Source organism: Pantoea sp. XAF26B01_ASV70 (genome assembly GCF_054512635.1).
Map to the genome: position 1 here is coordinate 3,707,440 of NZ_CM137251.1, position 17,601 is coordinate 3,725,040.

18 protein-coding genes are annotated in these 17,601 nt (G+C 55.4%); 6 read left to right on the plus strand and 12 right to left on the minus strand.

Going from position 1 to position 17,601, the window contains the following annotated elements; translation table 11 throughout:
• Positions 1-25 precede the first annotated feature (25 nt).
• Positions 26-547: a type 1 glutamine amidotransferase domain-containing protein gene (locus tag ACX8ZY_RS17525; protein ID WP_010251739.1), complete on the plus strand. Its 522-nt coding sequence runs from the start codon at positions 26-28 to the stop codon at positions 545-547.
• A gap of 34 nt (positions 548-581) precedes the next feature.
• Here ACX8ZY_RS17525 and ACX8ZY_RS17530 read toward each other — a convergent pair whose 3' ends face one another.
• Positions 582-1,010, minus strand: a complete 429-nt coding sequence (locus ACX8ZY_RS17530; protein WP_029519474.1) for a YhbP family protein — start codon at positions 1,008-1,010, stop codon at positions 582-584.
• A 75-nt stretch (positions 1,011-1,085) separates the two neighbouring features.
• On the opposite strand from ACX8ZY_RS17530, the gene ACX8ZY_RS17535 reads away from it, so the two are divergent.
• Entirely contained in the window at positions 1,086-1,379 is a 294-nt protein-coding gene (locus ACX8ZY_RS17535; RefSeq protein WP_031292823.1) for a GIY-YIG nuclease family protein, read from the plus strand.
• Here ACX8ZY_RS17535 and ACX8ZY_RS17540 read toward each other — a convergent pair.
• A complete protein-coding gene (locus ACX8ZY_RS17540) occupies positions 1,363-1,869 on the minus strand; it encodes a GNAT family N-acetyltransferase (RefSeq protein WP_033759650.1) in 507 nt (168 codons plus the stop codon). The two genes, ACX8ZY_RS17535 and ACX8ZY_RS17540, sit on opposite strands and share 17 nt — an antisense overlap.
• On the minus strand, positions 1,863-2,387 hold the full coding sequence (ubiT, locus tag ACX8ZY_RS17545) for a ubiquinone anaerobic biosynthesis accessory factor UbiT (RefSeq protein ID WP_010251750.1): 525 nt from the start codon (positions 2,385-2,387) through the stop codon (positions 1,863-1,865). The genes ACX8ZY_RS17540 and ubiT overlap by 7 nt, the downstream gene beginning before the upstream one ends.
• A gap of 204 nt (positions 2,388-2,591) precedes the next feature.
• On the opposite strand from ubiT, the gene ubiU reads away from it, so the two are divergent.
• The 3 genes from ubiU to ACX8ZY_RS17560 all read left to right on the plus strand — a co-directional run bounded on the left by ubiU (position 2,592) and on the right by ACX8ZY_RS17560 (position 5,606).
• Complete coding sequence (ubiU, locus tag ACX8ZY_RS17550; protein ID WP_052271171.1) at positions 2,592-3,587, plus strand: ubiquinone anaerobic biosynthesis protein UbiU; 996 nt, start codon at positions 2,592-2,594, stop codon at positions 3,585-3,587.
• Between the two features lie 9 nt (positions 3,588-3,596).
• Positions 3,597-4,475: a U32 family peptidase gene (locus tag ACX8ZY_RS17555; RefSeq protein ID WP_033759648.1), complete on the plus strand. Its 879-nt coding sequence runs from the start codon at positions 3,597-3,599 to the stop codon at positions 4,473-4,475.
• 120 nt (positions 4,476-4,595) lie between these two features.
• Positions 4,596-5,606, plus strand: a complete 1,011-nt coding sequence (locus ACX8ZY_RS17560; protein ID WP_010251755.1) for a luciferase-like monooxygenase — start codon at positions 4,596-4,598, stop codon at positions 5,604-5,606.
• On the opposite strand, the gene ACX8ZY_RS17565 is transcribed toward ACX8ZY_RS17560, so the two are convergent.
• Complete coding sequence (locus ACX8ZY_RS17565) at positions 5,607-6,527, minus strand: AraC family transcriptional regulator (RefSeq protein ID WP_022625283.1); 921 nt, start codon at positions 6,525-6,527, stop codon at positions 5,607-5,609.
• 174 nt (positions 6,528-6,701) lie between these two features.
• Here ACX8ZY_RS17565 and ACX8ZY_RS17570 point away from each other — a divergent pair, with 174 nt between their 5' ends.
• Positions 6,702-7,448 (plus strand): SDR family NAD(P)-dependent oxidoreductase, encoded by a 747-nt coding sequence (locus tag ACX8ZY_RS17570; RefSeq protein ID WP_421665132.1) that lies wholly within the window; start codon positions 6,702-6,704, stop codon positions 7,446-7,448.
• A gap of 55 nt (positions 7,449-7,503) precedes the next feature.
• Here ACX8ZY_RS17570 and ACX8ZY_RS17575 read toward each other — a convergent pair whose 3' ends face one another.
• From ACX8ZY_RS17575 to infB, 8 genes are all read right to left on the minus strand, one after another.
• A complete protein-coding gene (locus ACX8ZY_RS17575; protein WP_031592043.1) occupies positions 7,504-9,444 on the minus strand; it encodes a DEAD/DEAH family ATP-dependent RNA helicase in 1,941 nt (646 codons plus the stop codon).
• A gap of 16 nt (positions 9,445-9,460) precedes the next feature.
• A complete protein-coding gene (gene yrbN / locus ACX8ZY_RS17580; RefSeq protein ID WP_098053093.1) occupies positions 9,461-9,517 on the minus strand; it encodes a protein YrbN in 57 nt (18 codons plus the stop codon).
• A 105-nt stretch (positions 9,518-9,622) separates the two neighbouring features.
• A complete protein-coding gene (gene nlpI / locus ACX8ZY_RS17585; protein ID WP_010251765.1) occupies positions 9,623-10,507 on the minus strand; it encodes a lipoprotein NlpI in 885 nt (294 codons plus the stop codon).
• A 129-nt stretch (positions 10,508-10,636) separates the two neighbouring features.
• The gene (gene pnp / locus ACX8ZY_RS17590) at positions 10,637-12,775 is read right to left on the minus strand and encodes a polyribonucleotide nucleotidyltransferase (protein WP_010251767.1); all 2,139 of its coding nucleotides are present in this window, start codon (positions 12,773-12,775) and stop codon (positions 10,637-10,639) included.
• A gap of 310 nt (positions 12,776-13,085) precedes the next feature.
• Entirely contained in the window at positions 13,086-13,355 is a 270-nt protein-coding gene (gene rpsO, locus ACX8ZY_RS17595; protein WP_003851063.1) for a 30S ribosomal protein S15, read from the minus strand.
• Between the two features lie 131 nt (positions 13,356-13,486).
• Positions 13,487-14,431 carry a tRNA pseudouridine(55) synthase TruB gene (truB, locus tag ACX8ZY_RS17600; RefSeq protein ID WP_341576096.1) on the minus strand — a complete coding sequence of 315 codons (945 nt, stop codon included), beginning with the start codon at positions 14,429-14,431 and terminating at the stop codon, positions 13,487-13,489.
• A complete protein-coding gene (gene rbfA, locus ACX8ZY_RS17605) occupies positions 14,431-14,838 on the minus strand; it encodes a 30S ribosome-binding factor RbfA (RefSeq protein WP_010251785.1) in 408 nt (135 codons plus the stop codon). The genes truB and rbfA overlap by 1 nt, the downstream gene beginning before the upstream one ends.
• Positions 14,839-14,903: 65 nt before the next feature.
• Positions 14,904-17,597 carry a translation initiation factor IF-2 gene (infB, locus tag ACX8ZY_RS17610; RefSeq protein WP_010251789.1) on the minus strand — a complete coding sequence of 898 codons (2,694 nt, stop codon included), beginning with the start codon at positions 17,595-17,597 and terminating at the stop codon, positions 14,904-14,906.
• Positions 17,598-17,601 lie beyond the last annotated feature (4 nt).

The window sequence follows — 17,601 nt, forward strand, 5'->3', positions numbered from 1 at the left end:
CTCCACATGCTGAAGGAGGAAAAAAATGAGCAAGAAAGTGGCGGTTTTAATTACCGATGAATTTGAAGACTCAGAATTTACCTCACCTGCGGAAGTTTACAAACGCGCTGGTTTTGAGGTGGTTACCATTGAGAAACAAGCCGGTAATGTCGTTAAAGGCAAGAAAGGCGAAGCGGAAGTGACCATCGATCGCAGCATTGATGACGTCAGCCCGGCTGAATTTGACGCCCTGCTCCTGCCTGGCGGTCACTCGCCCGATGCCCTGCGCGGCGACGATCGTTTTGTCGCTTTTACCAAAGAGTTTGTCGCCAGCGGCAAGCCAATTTTTGCCATCTGCCACGGGCCACAGCTGCTGATTAGCGCTAACGGCGTGCGCGGTCGCAAGATGACTACCGTTAAGGCCGTTGCCATTGACCTGATCAATGCCGGTGCCGACTTCCATGATAAGGAAGTGGTAGTAGACGACGATAAGCTGGTCACCAGCCGCACCCCGGCCGATTTACCGGCCTTTAATCGTGAATCCCTGCGGATCCTCGAAGCGCTGTAAGCCGCGACGCCCTTTTCTGCTGAAAAGGGCGTTCCTATTTCTCCCGCTGCCAGGCAATTTTCTTGCCGAATCCCAGCGCATTATCCGTCATCTTCACTTCATCCAGCACAATCTCCCACAGCGGTGCCGACACTTTGCGTGAGACCGGAAAACGTTTCTGGTAAGCGGCTCTGGCGATCTGCTCTGTTGTCTCCTCCAGCCGTTTGACATGACCACGATACTGCACGCCTTTAATCAGCAGCACGCTTCTTGGCTGGCCATTGACGGTGCCCGCAACCTGCGGATTCTGCACCATTAACTCACCGTGGCGGGTATCGGGTTCCGTCATGATCCAGAAGGCCATGCGCGTCTCGTCAAAGACGTAGTAGCAGTTAGCGCACCATAGTTGATCGTCGGCGGTACAGCAGAGTGAAAGCACATGCTGCTTTCTCAGATAGCGAACCAGATGGGCGTGATCGGACAAGATAAACTCCTGGCGGTGCACCGGAGAGTGAAGCGCGCTACACTGCCCGGCACCTTTTTTTGGGAAATGATTGCGATGAGTCAGCAGTGGCAACTCTACATCGTCCGTACGGCGAAAGGGAGCCTGTACACCGGTATCACCACGGATGTGGTGCGTCGGGTCGCTCAGCACCAGAGCGGACGCGGCGCCCGCGCGCTGCGCGGCAAAGGGCCGCTGGACCTGGTGTTTCACTGTGACGCGGGCGATCGCGCCAGCGCCTCCAGACTGGAGTATCAGGTCAAGCAGCTGACTCGCCAGCAGAAATTACTGCTGGTGGCGGGCCAGCCCGGCTGTCTGGAGAGCTGGCTGGGTATTACGGCTGGCGATTAAAGGGTTCGGCGAAGTCGATCTGCCCTTCCGCCCCGTCATACGCATTATCCGCCAGACGGTAGACCTGGAACGTTGCCTCTGTGCCCGGCCAGCGGCTGCGCAGGCCGTGGCGTGCCGCCGGTTCAAAACCAAAACGGTTGAACAGCGCCGGATCGCCCAGCACCACTACCGCGCTGTAGCCAAATTCATTGAGCGTATCCAGCCCCTCATAGATCAGCTTGCTGGCAATTCCCTGACCGCGCAGCGTCTCATCGACGGCCAGCGGTGCCAGCCCAACCCAGCCGCGATCTTCACCCTGCACGCTGACCGGACTGAATGCGGCATAACCCAGCACCTGTCCCTCGTCATCCGTCGCGACCACACCTAAGGTCAGCAAGCCATCTTCACGCAGCGCCTGAGTCAGTTCCGCCTCTGCAGAGGTACTGAAGCAGCGTCTGAGCAGCGCGTCGATGCCTGCGGCATCCACGCCAATTTCACTACGAATCAACATGCAGCACCTGCGCGCGCCTGTGCGGCCTTCGCGTCCTGTTTCATGCCGGCGTCGACAAATGCCGCCATCTGCTCAATTGCCGTGCGTAACGCGGTGGGCATAGCCTCGGGTTCAATAGCATCCATTACGTTCTTCACCTCAAGTCCCAGTTCAGTGTCACCTTCAATCACCAGCCGGCGTTGAAAGAACAGCATGTCGGGATCTGCTTTACGTGCTGCCACCAGCAACAGATCATTGGCATTGCCCCGAAACCAGACATCCGCTTCGGACTGTTGCAATACCGCCAGTCGGCCGTCCTGCAGCGTGGTTATCCATTGCAGATTGAGATCGGCAATTTCAATACCCAGCAGTCGACCATCCAGAAAGTCTAACTCACCTTCAGCCAAAGCATGACGAAATTGCCAGTTTAAGAGTTGTTGCAGAAGCAACTTTTTGACCGGGAATGGGGTGAACGCAGCGGGTAACCCTAAGATTTTAGGACCGTTTTTCACACAATGGGCATGTATCCGCTCTAACACTTTCGTCACTCCCTTCAGAAAATTTTACGTATATTGCCATATCCTTTTCTGCGCGCCTCCTCTGAGATCAATAAAAACCGCTGCCATGCAGGTAAAAAAAGCGCCGCCGGGCGGATGAATTTGAATTTCACTGCCCCAAATCAACACGCTGCCCGGACCAGATGCCTAGACTCGACGCCCATCTGCATGTTGAGAGGAATATCTATGGAACTGCTCTGCCCGGCAGGAAACTTACCCGCAGTGCGCACCGCTGTAGAGAATGGCGCTGATGCGGTGTATGTGGGGCTGAAAGATGACACCAATGCCCGTCATTTTGCGGGTCTGAATTTCACCGATAAGAAACTGGCTGAAGCCGCGCGCTATCTTCATCAGCATCGTCGCAAACTGCATGTCGCGATCAACACCTTTGCCCATCCGGATGGCATGGGTCGCTGGCAGCGGGCGATTGATGTGGCGGCGCAAAACGGAGCCGACGCGCTGATCCTGGCGGATATCGCCACGCTGGAGTATGCCGCGACGCACTATCCCCAGGTTGAACGTCATCTTTCTGTACAGGCTTCGGCAACCAATCTGGAGGCGATTCGCTTTTACCATCGCCACTTCAATCTGCAGCGTGTGGTGCTGCCGCGCGTCCTGTCGATTCACCAGGTTAAACAGCTGGCGCGCAGCACACCGGTGCCGCTGGAGGTGTTCGCCTTTGGCAGCCTGTGCATCATGGCGGAAGGCCGCTGCTACCTCTCTTCCTGGCTGACCGGTGAATCGCCTAACAGCGCCGGTGCCTGCTCTCCGGCGAAGTTTGTGCGCTGGCAGCAGACGCCGCAGGGCATGGAGTCACGTCTTAATGAAGTGTTGATCGATCGCTACGCCCCGGACGAAAGCGCGGGTTATCCGACACTTTGCAAAGGACGCTATATGGTTAACGACAAGCGTTATCACGTGCTCGAGGAGCCCACCAGTCTGAACACGCTGGAGCTGCTGCCGGAACTACTGCGGGCAGGCATCGCCTCGGTGAAAATCGAAGGCCGTCAGCGCAGCCCTGCCTATGTCGCTGACGTGGCGCGCGTCTGGCGTCAGGCAATTGATCGCTGCAAGGCGCAGCCGGAACAGTTTGAAGTCGCACCACAGTGGATGCAGACGCTGGGCGATCTCTCAGAAGGTTCGCAAACCACGCTGGGTGCTTATCACCGTGAATGGCAATAAGGAGTCATGATGCAATATGCCCTTGGGCCGGTGCTCTGGTACTGGCCGACCGATACGCTGGAAGATTTTTACCAGCAGGCTGCCCGCAGTAGCGCGGATATTATCTACCTTGGCGAAGCGGTGTGCAGTAAACGTCGCGCCACGCCCTATGCCCGCTGGATGGCGCTGGCTCGTGAACTCGCGGCCAGCGGCAAACAGGTGGTGCTGAGCACGCTGGCGCTGCTGCAATCGCCCTCTGAGCTGAAAGAGCTGCAGCGTTACGTAGAGAACGGTGAGTTCCTGATTGAAGCCAATGATATCGGCACGGTTAACATGGCCGCTGAGCGTCATCTGCCCTTTGTCGCGGGTCCGACGCTCAATGTTTATAACGCCGACACGCTGCAGCTGCTGGTCAAAGAGGGCATGACGCGCTGGTGTATGCCGGTGGAGATGTCACGTGACTGGCTGCTACAGCTGCTGGAGCAGTGCGAGACGCGGGGTATCCGGCAGCAGTTTGAGGTGGAGGTGCTGGGCTACGGTCATCTGCCGCTGGCGCTCTCAGCGCGCTGCTTCACCGCCCGCTCGGAAAACCGCGCGAAAGATGATTGCGAAACCTGCTGTATCAACTATCCGACAGGCCGGCGCGTCAACTCACAGGAGGGGCAGCAGGTGTTCGTCCTCAATGGCATTCAGACCATGAGCGGCTACTGCTATAACCTGGGTAACGATCTGGCTGGTATGCACGGCCAGGTCGATTGCATACGGCTCTCGCCGCAGGATGTGACGACGCTGGCAGAGATCGACCGTTTCCGCGCCAATGAAAACGGTCAGGCTCCGCTAATGGTCGCAAAAGGCAGTGATTGTAACGGTTACTGGCGCAAACTGGCGGGCATGACGCTGGCATCCTGAATAAAAGCACATACCGGCTATATTCCTGCTGAGGTTAGCAGTTTTAATATAAGGAATGATGCGTAATACTAAATGGTGCAGGCCTTAACTTAACGCCTGCGCCATACAACGGGAGTAGTCATGTCTGATAAAAAACCTCTTCGCCTGTCCGTGCTGGATCTCGCGCCGATTCCACAGGGCGCGACCGCTCGGGATGCGTTCCATAATTCGCTGGCGCTGGCGCGTCAGGCTGAAAAACTGGGCTATCAACGCTACTGGCTGGCTGAACATCACAACATGACGGGGATTGCCAGCGCAGCCACCTCCGTGCTGATTGGCTATCTGGCGGCGAATACCGAGACTCTGAAGCTGGGCTCCGGCGGCATTATGTTGCCTAACCATGCGCCGCTGGTGATCGCCGAGCAGTTTGGTACGCTGGCCTCTCTCTATCCTGGCCGTATCGATCTCGGCTTAGGTCGCGCGCCAGGTTCTGACCAGCGCACCATGATGGCACTGCGCCGTCATCAGGCCAACATGCACATCGACACGTTCCCCGAGGATGTGGCTGAACTGATTAGCTGGTTCGATGCCGAAGCGGATGCGCAGCCGCCAGTGCAGCCTGTACCCGGTCTGGGCCTGCAGATTCCGGTCTGGCTGCTCGGCTCCAGTCTCTACAGCGCACAGCTTTCAGCGAAAATGGGCCTGCCGTTTGCGTTTGCCTCCCATTTTGCCCCTGACCAACTGTTCCAGGCGCTGCACGTCTACCGTGAAAACTTCCAGCCATCGGCGCGTCTCGACAAGCCTTATGCCATGGTCTGCATTAACGTGATCGCCGCAGACAGTGAGCGTGATGCGCGCTTCCTGTTTACCTCGCAGCAGCAGCAGTTTATCAACCTGCGCCGCGGCAAACCGGGCCCGTTACCGGCACCGGTTGAAAATATGGATAACCTCTGGTCGCCATCAGAACAGTATGGTGTACAGCAGGCGCTCAGCATGTCGCTGGTCGGCGATACGGACAAAGTGCGTCATGGGCTGGCCTCGCTGATGCGTGAAACCCAGGCGGATGAAATTATGGTCAATGGCCAGATTTTTGATTCCGAAGCGCGCCTGCGCTCCTTCGCCATTGCGATGGAAGCGGCTAACAGCCTGTAATCAGTTCTGCGGTGGGCGCAATCTCTCCGGGCTCACCGCCAGCTGACGACTATCCCTGGCCGGAGATTGCCCATACAGGCGGCGATACTCCCGGCTGAACTGTGACGCGCTCTGATACCCCACCCGATAGCCTGCCGTACCGGCATCCAGCTTTTCTACCATCATCAAACGTCGCGCCTCATTCAGCCGCAGTTGTTTCTGGTATTGCATCGGCGTCATAGCCGTCACGGCTTTGAAGTGATGATGCAGCGAAGAGATGCTCATGCCGACACTGCTGGCGAGCCGATCGATCTTCAGTGGCTGATGAAAATTTTCCCGCAGCCAGCGGGCAGCCTGCGCGACCCGGTTGCCCGGCCGCTCAGCCAGCGCCATATTCAGGATGCGCGAACCTTCCGGCCCGGTCAGCAGCCGGTAGAAAATCTCCTGCTCAATGAGCGGGGCCAGCGCCTCAATGTCCTCAGGATGGTCAAGCAGGCGTACCAGCCGGATAACCGCATCCACCAGCAAAGGTGAGACCTTATGCACGGTGACGCCGCGTTCACTGTCTGGTGTCACCAGCGGCAGCGTCGGGGGAAACTGTTCGAGGTAGCGCATCAGCCGGGATTCATTGATGGCAATACCAATCCCCAGATTGGGTTTTTCCGGCGTGGCGACGGTGACGCAGGCGCGCACCGGCATATCCAGCGTCACCAGCAGCAGATCGCCCGGACCATAGTGCAGCACCTCATCACCGATATGCAGCGCCTTACCGCCCTGTGCCACCAGGGCAAAACTGGCCCATTGAGCAAAGTGCATCGGCTCAGTCGGTGCTGAAACCCGGCCAAAAAACAGGCAATCTATGGCACTTGAATGCCGCCCATCCTCCGGAGCATGACGGGCAATTAACTGTGCCAGCCCCTGCCACTTCTCACTCTCTGTCACTGTGTTCTCCCCTCCCGCTATCTGTGCTGATATTACCTGACGCTGAGCGGAATACCTGTCCCGTTGCGTTACTTTTGCAGGATCGTGCAAGAAGCTTGCAGGATTGCACTACCCGCTTTTCGGCGCCAGCGCGCATAGTCTTTCGACGCAATCATTACGGCGGAGAACAACATAATGAAGGCACTGCAGAATAAAATCGCGCTGGTAACAGGCGCCTCAAAAGGCATTGGTGCGGCGATTGCCATCGCTTTTGCCACGGCTGGCGCCCGCGTCGTGGTCAACTATCGTCAGGATGAAGTGGGAGCGGCTGACGTGGTCAGCGATATCGTCAACCTGGGCAGTGAAGCCGTGGCGGTACAGGCAGATATCTCTCTCCTGCGGGATGTGGAACGGCTGTTCGCCACCACCGCAGAGTGCTTCGGCGCGCCCGACATTGTGGTGAACAATGCGGGCAGTTTTCATCACGGCGAGTTTGCGGCGCTGACGCTGGAGGAGATGCAGCAGCAGATTAACGTTAACCTGCTGGGTACGCTGATGGTCTGTCAGCAGGCGATTCGTCACTTCCCGGCGCACGGCGGCAGCATTATTAATCTCAGCGCCCTGAACAGTAAAAACAGCACGCCAGGTTCCGTGCTCTGGGCGGCAACCAAAGGCGCAGTGGATACCCTGACCCAGGGACTGGCGCGCGAGCTGGGCGCAAAGAACATCCGGGTTAATGCCCTGGCACCAGGCATGATTCTGACGGAGGGATTACTGGCCGCGAAGAGAATGAGCCCGCAGCTCAAAGCGCAACTGCTGGCTGCCACGCCGCTGGGACGCTTTGGTCTGCCGGAAGATGTGGCGCAGGTTGCGCTGTTTCTGGCCTCTGAAGAGTCCGCCTGGGTCAGCGGCGAGCGCGTGATGATCAGCGGCGGTGCCTGACAGGCATAAAAAAAGGGAAGCCATTGGCTTCCCTTTTTGTTACGACGCTAAGTCGTTATGCATCACGACGACGTGGAGCGGCGGCTGCGCCCTCTTCACGACGTGGACCACGGCTACCTTCACGGTTGAAAGTACGTCCGCCGCCTTCACGACCACCTTCACGGCGTTCAGAAGAGAAGCGACGACCACCTTCACGGTTAGCTGCGCCCGGACCGCCTGCACCTGGACCGCTGCGACGCTCACCGCCAGCACCAGCTGGACGACGGTCACCACGGCCTTCGTTCGGCTGTGCATCACCCAGTAACTGCATATTCATCGGCTTGTTCAGAATACGGGTACGGGTAAAGTGCTGCAGCACATCGCCTGGCATGCCTTTCGGCAGCTCGATAGTCGAGTGGGTACCGAACAGCTTGATGTTACCGATGTAACGGCTGCTGATGTCGCCTTCGTTAGCGATAGCGCCAACGATGTGACGAACTTCAACACCATCATCGCGGCCTACTTCGATGCGGTACAGCTGCATTTCGCCAACGTCACGACGTTCGCGACGTGGACGATCGCCATCACGGCTTTCGCGGTTTTCACGCGGAGCACGAGAATCGCCACGCGCTTCACGGCTGTCACGACGGCCATCACGCTCGTCACGATCGCGGTATTCGCGACGTGCCGGACGCGGTGCTTCTGGTGGCAGAATCAGAGGACGTTCGCCCTGTGCCATCTTCAGCAGTGCGGCTGCCAGTGTTTCCAGATCCATTTCCTCTTCTGGCTGCATTTTAGCCAGCAGAGCACGGTACTGATCCAGATCGCTGCTTTCCAGCTGCTGCTGAACTTTAGCAGCAAACTTAGCCAGACGACGCTCACCCAGCAGTTCTGCGTTAGGCAGTTCTACCTCAGGAATAGTCAGCTTCATGGTACGTTCGATGTTACGCAGCAGACGGCGTTCGCGGTTCTCAACGAACAGCAGCGCACGGCCAGCACGACCAGCACGACCGGTACGGCCGATACGGTGAACGTAAGATTCTGAGTCCATCGGGATGTCGTAGTTAACAACCAGGCTGATGCGTTCAACGTCCAGGCCACGGGCCGCAACGTCGGTTGCAATCAGAATGTCGAGACGACCATCTTTCAGGCGCTCAAGCGTCTGCTCACGCAGAGCCTGGTTCATGTCACCGTTCAGCGCGGCGCTGTTATAGCCACTACGTTCCAGCGCTTCTGCTACTTCCATGGTTGCGTTTTTGGTACGCACGAAGATGATGGCAGCATCAAAGTCTTCTGCTTCCAGGAAGCGAACCAGTGCGTCTGTTTTACGACCGTAAGCGGTCCAGTAGCTCTGGCTGATATCAGGACGCGTGGTCAGGCTTGACTGAATACGCACTTCCTGTGGATCTTTCATGAAGCGTTTGGTGATACGACGAATCGCTTCCGGCATGGTTGCAGAGAACAGCGCGGTCTGATGATCGGCTGGAATTTGCGCCATGATGGTTTCAACGTCTTCGATGAAGCCCATGCGCAGCATTTCGTCTGCTTCATCCAGCACCAGGCCACGCAGGTTAGAAAGGTCTAACGTGCCGCGTTTCAGGTGGTCAAGCAGACGGCCAGGCGTACCCACAACAACCTGTGGTCCCTGACGCAGTGCGCGCAGCTGCACGTCATAACGCTGGCCGCCGTAAAGGGCAACCACGTTCAGGCCACGCATGTGTTTAGAGAATTCGGTAACTGCTTCAGCAACCTGTACCGCCAGTTCGCGGGTAGGTGCCAGCACCAGGATTTGTGGCGCTTTAACAGTAGGATCAATGTTATGTAACAGCGGCAGAGAGAACGCCGCGGTTTTACCACTCCCGGTCTGCGCCATGCCTAACACGTCACGGCCCGCCAGCAGGTGAGGAATACACTCAGCCTGGATTGGGGATGGCTTTACGTAGCCCATGCCATTCAGTGATTCAAGGATGTCGGCGTTCAGGCCAAGGTCAGCAAAAGTGGTTTGAATATCAGTCATGTAGTACACGTGCCTCTTAGATTGCGGCGGCCAGTCTACATAACTCGTCGTGAAAACTTTCAGTCATTTTCATCAAAAAGTGTGAACCGGCTCAAATTAAAAGTTTTGACGAACAGAAAAGCCTTCATCCTTTAAGATGATGACTTAACAGGTTTTACAGGCAAATTAAGTTCGTCAGCTATTGCTGGTCAGATTCTGATAAATCGTCTTGTGCCTGGCCGAGTTGCGCCAGTTCCAACAATGCGTATCGGTGTTCAACAAAGTTATTGACGTTGTTGGCCACCGCCAGTTTGAACAACGCTTTCGCGTCGTCCTTCTCCCCCAGACTTAGGTAGTACTTACCTAAATAGAAGTTGGTTTCACTGAGATGTTCAGCGAGCGAGGTGTTATCCGTTGCGTCCGCCTTGAGACTTTCCATCAACGTTTTCTCGTTGATATCTCCAAGGTAGAACTCGACAATATTCCATCCCCATTGATCTCTGACCGCTTTGTCGTGACGCTGTTGAAGCGCGACTTTTGCCTTGTCGACATCCATCTCACGTTCAACGAGATAGAGCCACAAACTGCGGAAAGGATCGTTAGGATCGTCTTGATAAAACGCCAGCAGATCATCTTGCGCTAACTTGTATCGACCGCCGTAATAGAGGGCGATACCACGGTTTAAATGCGCATAGTTGTAAGTTGGATCAAGCTCAAGTACAGAATCAAACGCTTCATAGGCGGCATCAAAGTTGCCCGCCTGCGTTAAATATATGCCTAAGTAGTTAAACACTTCGGGCATATCTGGTCTTATAGACAGCGCTTGCGAAAAATCGTTCCGCGCTAATGCCCGCAGACCTAAACTATCATACAACACTCCGCGCTCATATAACAGCTGTGCGCGTTCATCATCGGTGAGAGCGCGACTGGCAAGAATTTGTTCCATGCGCGCCAGTATCACTTCCTGCTGCAGTGTGGGCTGTAAAGGCACTGCAAGAACTTCGTTCTTACGCCAATTGGAGTTGCTGCATCCTGCCAGCGTCAAAGCTGTCGCAACAAAACACCAGCGCAGAAAAGGCTTCATTTCCCACTCCCGAATACAAACATTGGGATAACCATCCTGTCATCCGCCTGCTGTGCACAAGGATTCCCGCCCTCGCGATGATACAAACGCCCCTCTCTGCCAGGCAGAGAGGGGCAAATCAGCAACGACTTATTCAGCAGCGTCAGGCGTGGTCACCGCGACAGCTTCTTCAGCCTGCGGCTTAGATTCTGTCGCTTCTTTGATGCTCAGACGTACACGGCCCTGGCGATCAACCTCCATCACCTTAACCGGTACTTCCTGACCCATCTGCAGATAGTCAGTCACTTTCTCAACGCGCTTATCAGCGATTTGTGAAATGTGAACCAGACCTTCTTTACCACCACCGATTGCAACGAAGGCGCCGAAGTCAACGATACGGGTCACTTTACCACTGTAAACGCGGCCCACTTCGATCTCTGCGGTAATCTCTTCGATACGACGAATCGCTTCTTTCGCTTTCAGACCATCGGTCGCAGCGATTTTCACGGTGCCGTCATCTTCAATTTCAATCGTTGTGCCGGTCTCTTCGGTCAGTGCACGAATCACTGAGCCGCCTTTACCGATCACATCTTTGATCTTGTCAGAGCTGATTTTGATGGTGTAAATGCGTGGTGCGAATTCAGAAATCTCAGTACGCGGCGTGCTGATAGCCTGTTCCATAACGCCCAGAATGTGCAGACGTGCACCCCGGGCCTGGTTCAGCGCTTCCTGCATGATTTCACGCGTGATGCCTTCGATTTTGATGTCCATCTGCAGCGCGGTGATACCTTCACGGCTACCGGCTACTTTGAAGTCCATGTCGCCCAGGTGATCTTCATCGCCCAGGATGTCAGACAGAACAACAAACTTCTCATCTTCTTTCACCAGACCCATTGCGATACCGGCAACGGCGGCTTTGATTGGCACACCTGCATCCATCAGCGCCAGTGAGGCACCGCAGACAGAGGCCATTGAAGAAGAGCCGTTAGATTCGGTGATTTCAGAAACAACACGAATGGTGTAAGGGAAATCTTCCGCTTTAGGCATTACCGCTAACACGCCGCGCTTCGCCAGACGACCGTGACCAATCTCACGACGCTTCGGCGAACCTACCATGCCGGTTTCGCCGACAGAGTATGGAGGGAAGTTGTAATGGAACAGGAAGCTGTCGGTACGTTCGCCCATCAGCTCATCAAGGTTCTGCGCATCGCGGGTCGTACCCAGCGTTGCAGTAACCAGTGCCTGCGTCTCACCACGGGTGAACAGTGATGAACCGTGTGTACGTGGCAATACGCCAGTACGCACGTCCAGACCACGGATCATATCTTTTTCACGACCATCGATGCGTGGCTCGCCATTCAGGATGCGAGTACGAACAACGGTTTTTTCAAGGCTATGCACGATATCGCCGATTTCTGAACCATCCAGCGTTTCATCTTCAGCCAGCAGCGCAGCGATGGTTTCGTCTTTAATGACGCCAACCTGGGTGTAACGCTCCTGCTTGTCAGTGATGCGGTAAGCATCGCTGATGCGCGCTTCTGCCAGGGCAGCAACGCGAGAAATCAGTGCGGTATTGGCCGCTTCTGGCTGCCAGTCCCAGCGTGGTTTGCCCGCTTCAGCAACCAGAGCATTAATGTTTTCGATAACAATCTGCTGCTGGTCGTGACCAAAGACCACGGCGCCCAGCATCTGCTCTTCTGACAGGATCTCAGCTTCAGATTCAACCATCAGAACGGCATTCTGCGTACCGGCAACCACCAGATCCAGACGAGACTGTTTCAGCTCATCTGCGGTTGGGTTCAGGACATATTGATCGTTGATGTAACCAACACGCGCAGAACCAATTGGGCCATTGAACGGCAGACCAGAAAGCGCCAGTGCAGCAGAAGCACCGATCATGGCAACGATGTCCGGATGAACCTGTGGGTTCACAGAGACAACAGTGGCGATAACCTGAACTTCGTTAACAAAACCTTCCGGGAACAGCGGACGAATCGGGCGGTCAATCAGACGCGAAATCAGGGTTTCGCCTTCGCTTGGACGGCCTTCACGACGGAAGAAGCTGCCTGGGATACGACCAGCAGCGTAAGTACGCTCCTGATAGTTCACGGTCAGTGGGAAGAAATCCTGACCTGGTTTAGATTTTTTCTGACCTACTACAGTGACGAATACTGCAGTATCGTCCATGCTCACCATAACAGCGGCTGTCGCCTGGCGAGCCATCATGCCGGTTTCCAGCGTGACGGTATGTTGACCATATTGGAATTTGCGTACGATCGGATTCAGCAAAATCAAAGTCCTTAACTTCGGGGCATGGCTATCTGTAGCCCGCCATTGATTACCAATCTTCAGTTGCATCCTCGCGACTAATGACAACCCTCGACCGCCCCTGCGGTAAAGCCTCTCATTAGCCGCGCGAAATTCTGCAAACTAAAGATCACACTAAGCAACAATACATCAGTTTGGTCCGGATTGCTGCCGATTGCTCGAAAAAAGGGGCCATAAAGGCCCCCTCTTCACGAAACTCGCACAAATCTGATCGTAAGCTGCACAGAGTGCAAAAGCCCGCATAATGCCCCGACGATCAGATTCTTCAGACTTAGCGACGCAGACCGAGACTTTCGATCAGGCTGCTGTAGCGTGCAACGTCTTTACGCTTCAGGTAGTCCAGCAGCTTACGACGCTGAGATACCATGCGCAGCAGACCGCGGCGGCTGTGGTGGTCTTTTTTGTGCTCAGAGAAGTGACCCTGCAGATGGGTAATCTGCGCGGTCAACAGGGCAACCTGAACTTCAGTTGAACCGCTGTCGTTAGCACCACGGCCATATTTAGCAACGATCTCTGCTTTAGCTTCTACGCTTAGAGACATAATAAACTCCAGTAATAAATGAATGTATGGGTGCCGATCTCTAATTCAGCATCCCGCTTTAAAGCCGCGCTATTCTACTCTGCGCCCGATAGCAACGCAAATGCCCCATCAGCGAAAAGTGAACGCCTGGCTCAATCCTGATACTCAACCACTAAACGACGTGGCGCAAGCCGGCCATCGTCGGCAATTTCTGCCATACCGATAAACTTACGCGCTTCGCCTTCCGATACCCTTACCAGCCCCTGCGCAGGCGCATTGCTGGCCTGTACCGGCTGTCCCTGGCGGAAGAAATCTGCCACGGCAGGCGGGATATTCACTTCAGGGAAATCAGAGGCGGGGCTGTCCATTGGCAACAACAGCGGATCGAGCTGCGTTTCCAGTGAAATGCCGGCTTCTGTGGCTTCCGTCAGCAGGGTGTTGAGCTGTTCCAGCGTCACCATCCTTTCATACGGATAACGGGCAACCTGAACGCGACGCAGCATAATCACGTGCGCACCGCATCCCAGCTTTTCGCCCAGGTCATCGATGATGGTGCGGATATAGGTGCCTTTGGAGCAGTGAATTTCCAGCTCCAGCTCATTATCCTGCCAGCGAATAAATTGCAGCTCATAGACAGTGATCGGACGCGGTTCACGCGCAATCTCAATGCCCTGACGCGCATATTCATACAACGGGCGTCCCTGATGCTTCAGTGCCGAAAACATCGAAGGCACCTGCAGCGTTTCGCCGCGGAAGCTCTCCAGAGCACTGTCCAGATCGGCCTGACTGAAGCTGACCGGACGCGTCTGCACGATGTTGCCATCGGCGTCTGACGTGTCGGTCCGCTCGCCCAGTCGGGCAATCACGCGATAGCGTTTGTCGGAATCGAGCAGATACTGCGAAAACTTAGTCGCTTCACCCAGGCAGATCGGCAACATGCCGGTAGCCAGAGGATCCAGCGCGCCGGTATGTCCTGCGCGATTCGCGTTAAAGATACGCTTCACTTTCTGCAGGACATCATTCGACGAGACGCCTTGTGGCTTATCCAGCAACAACACGCCATGGACGTCGCGACCGCGACGACGCGGACGACTCATTACGCCTCCTCGTCATCGCCAGTGGCGTCCGGACCACGGCGCTCAGTATCGTTCTTCACGACGCTGGTGACGAGATTGGACATGCGCATCCCTTCGACTAACGAGTTGTCGTAGAAGAAAGTCAGCTCAGGCACGATACGCAGACGCATCGCTTTGCCCAGCAGAATGCGGATATAACCTGACGCTTCTTTCAGCGCTTTCAGGCCATGTTTAATCGCTTCTTCATCTTTGTCGTTGAGGAAAGTCACGAACACTTTTGCGTAAGCGAGATCGCGTGAGACTTCAACGCCTGATACGGTGACCATCATGCCAAGACGTGGATCTTTGATCTCACGCTGCAGGATCATCGCAATCTCTTTTTGCAGCTCTTGTGAAACGCGCTGCGGGCGACCAAATTCTTTCGCCATCATTATTTCTCCCAAATAATTCGGGAGGCCAGAGGCCTCCCAAATTGCAACACATCAGCAGTCTATTACTCGATGGTGCGTTTAATTTCGATGATTTCAAACACTTCGATCATATCGCCAACGCGAACGTCGTTGTAGTTCTTCACGCCGATACCGCACTCCATGCCGTTACGCACTTCGTTGACGTCATCTTTAAAGCGACGCAGAGATTCCAGCTCGCCTTCGTAAATTACCACGTTGTCGCGCAGGACACGGATTGGATTGTGACGCTTGATGTTACCTTCCGTCACCATACAACCGGCAATCGCGCCAAACTTCGGTGATTTGAACACATCGCGCACCGCAGCCAGACCGATGATCTGCTGTTTGTACTCTGGTGCCAGCATGCCGCTCATCGCCGCTTTAACTTCGTCAATCAGGTTATAGATGACAGAGTAGTAGCGCAGATCCAGGCTTTCTGCGTCAATGACGCGACGCGCAGAGGCATCGGCACGAACGTTGAAGCCAAGGAGGATGGCGTTAGAGGCAGCAGCCAGGGTCGCATCGGTTTCGGTAATCCCGCCCACGCCTGAACCCACAATCTTCACCTTCACTTCGTCGGTGGAGAGTTTCTGCAGGGAGTCGGAGATTGCTTCCACAGAACCCTGAACGTCAGCTTTCAGAACGATGTTCAGTTCAGACACTTCGCCTTCGGTCATGTTAGCAAACATGTTCTCGAGCTTAGATTTCTGCTGGCGAGCCAGTTTAACTTCGCGGAATTTGCCCTGACGATAGAGCGCAACTTCACGTGCTTTCTTCTCGTCACGTACCACGGTCGCTTCATCACCCGCAGCCGGCACGCCGGACAGGCCCAGAATCTCAACCGGGATAGATGGACCCGCTTCCATGACTTCGCGACCCAGTTCGTCACGCATTGCACGAACGCGGCCATATTCGAAACCACAAAGAACGATGTCGCCTTTGTTCAGCGTACCTTCACGTACCAGCACGGTGGCAACCGGACCACGACCTTTGTCGAGGAACGATTCGATCACCACGCCGCTCGCCATACCTTCACGGATAGCGGTCAGTTCCAGCACTTCCGCCTGCAGCAGGATAGCGTTTAACAGGTCATCAATGCCGGTACCCGCTTTCGCAGAGACATTAACGAACATGTTTTCGCCGCCCCACTCTTCCGGAATGATACCGTACTGAGTCAGTTCGTTTTTAACACGATCCGGATCCGCTTCTGGCTTATCGCACTTGTTCACTGCAACCACAACCGGCACTTTAGCGGCTTTGGCGTGCTGAATAGCTTCGACAGTCTGTGGCATCACGCCATCGTCTGCTGCAACCACCAGGATAACGATATCGGTCGCCTGCGCACCACGTGCACGCATCGCGGTAAACGCGGCGTGGCCCGGGGTATCCAGGAAGGTAACCATACCGTTGTCGGTTTCAACGTGGTAAGCACCGATGTGCTGAGTAATACCGCCCGCTTCGCCAGAGGCGATTTTAGTGGAACGAATATAGTCCAGCAGGGACGTTTTACCGTGGTCGACGTGGCCCATGATGGTGACAACCGGAGCACGAGACTCCTGCGCAGCATCAGTATCACGATCGTCCATTACCGCTTCTTCCAGCTCGTTCTCACGACGCAGGGTCACTTTGTGGCCCATCTCTTCGGCAACGAGCTGTGCAGTTTCCTGGTCGATGACCTGGTTGATGGTCGCCATGGCGCCCATTCTCATCATCGCTTTAATGACCAGAGAACCTTTCACCGCCATTTTGTTAGCCAGTTCGGCTACGGTGATAGTTTCGCCAATCACAACATCGCGGTTAACGGCCTGCGCTGGCTTGTTGAAGCCCTGCTGCAGTGCGCTAGGTTTGCGATGCTTGCCGCCTTTACCACCACGAACCTGCGCACGCGCTTCTTCACGGTCAGTTTTGGCTTCAGAGTGTTTGTTGCCTTTTTTCGCCGGACGCGCAGCTTTAGCCGTAGTACGCGCACGCGCACGACCTGCTTCAACCTGACGGTCGTTTTCGTCTTCCGCCTGACGGGCATGGGTCGAAGTGGTGACGTGATAGTCGCCTTTATCCTCTTCTTCCGGTTTTTCCCATTCAGCTGATTTCTCTTCAGCCAGACGGCGGGCTTCTTCTGCTACGAGGCGGGCAGCCTCTTCAAGCTTACGGCGGGCTTCTTCTTCAGCTTTACGCTTCAGTTCGGCAGCTTCAGCTTCGCGACGGGCTTTGTCTGATTGCGCAGCCCTGGTCACTTCGTCGGTAGGTTGATTTGTCACTTTTTCATTTTCCGCTGCTGCACGTTTGGCCTTGTCAGCGGCTTCGCGCCTGGCTTTATCTTCGGCTTCACGTTGCGCTTTCTGTTCAGCTTCGCGACGGGCTTTTTCTTCAGCCTCGCGTTGCGCCTGCTCTTCCGCTTCACGCTGCGCCTCGGCTTCAGCTTCTGCCTGAGCTTGCTCAGCCTCTGCATCACCCTTCACATAGGTACGCTTTTTGCGGACTTCAATTTGCACCGACTTACTTTTACCCCCGGTGCCTGGAATATTCAAGGTGCTGCGCGTTTTACGCTGCAGCGTCAGCTTAGCTGAACCGACCTGACCGTGTTCACGGTTCAGATGAGATAGTAAGGTTTCTTTCTCTTGCTGGGTCACCGCGTCATTTTCAGACTTAGGGATCCCCGCATCAGCAAATTGCTGTACCAGGCGATCGACCGGAGTCTGAATTTCTGCGGCCAGCGATTTTACGGTTACATCTGTCATGCTG

Bases quoted from the DNA above. Each gene is read 5' to 3' on its own strand.
- ACX8ZY_RS17525 (WP_010251739.1), top strand. From the start codon at position 26: ATGAGCAAGAAAGTGGCGGTTTTAATTACCGATGAATTTGAAGACTCA.
- ACX8ZY_RS17535 (WP_031292823.1), top strand. From the start codon at position 1,086: ATGAGTCAGCAGTGGCAACTCTACATCGTCCGTACGGCGAAAGGGAGC.
- ACX8ZY_RS17540 (WP_033759650.1), bottom strand. From the start codon at position 1,869: ATGTTGATTCGTAGTGAAATTGGCGTGGATGCCGCAGGCATCGACGCG.
- ubiU (WP_052271171.1), top strand. From the start codon at position 2,592: ATGGAACTGCTCTGCCCGGCAGGAAACTTACCCGCAGTGCGCACCGCT.
- ACX8ZY_RS17555 (WP_033759648.1), top strand. From the start codon at position 3,597: ATGCAATATGCCCTTGGGCCGGTGCTCTGGTACTGGCCGACCGATACG.
- ACX8ZY_RS17560 (WP_010251755.1), top strand. From the start codon at position 4,596: ATGTCTGATAAAAAACCTCTTCGCCTGTCCGTGCTGGATCTCGCGCCG.
- ACX8ZY_RS17570 (WP_421665132.1), top strand. From the start codon at position 6,702: ATGAAGGCACTGCAGAATAAAATCGCGCTGGTAACAGGCGCCTCAAAA.
- ACX8ZY_RS17575 (WP_031592043.1), bottom strand. From the start codon at position 9,444: ATGACTGATATTCAAACCACTTTTGCTGACCTTGGCCTGAACGCCGAC.
- nlpI (WP_010251765.1), bottom strand. From the start codon at position 10,507: ATGAAGCCTTTTCTGCGCTGGTGTTTTGTTGCGACAGCTTTGACGCTG.
- rpsO (WP_003851063.1), bottom strand. From the start codon at position 13,355: ATGTCTCTAAGCGTAGAAGCTAAAGCAGAGATCGTTGCTAAATATGGC.
- truB (WP_341576096.1), bottom strand. From the start codon at position 14,431: ATGAGTCGTCCGCGTCGTCGCGGTCGCGACGTCCATGGCGTGTTGTTG.
- rbfA (WP_010251785.1), bottom strand. From the start codon at position 14,838: ATGGCGAAAGAATTTGGTCGCCCGCAGCGCGTTTCACAAGAGCTGCAA.
- infB (WP_010251789.1), bottom strand. From the start codon at position 17,597: ATGACAGATGTAACCGTAAAATCGCTGGCCGCAGAAATTCAGACTCCG.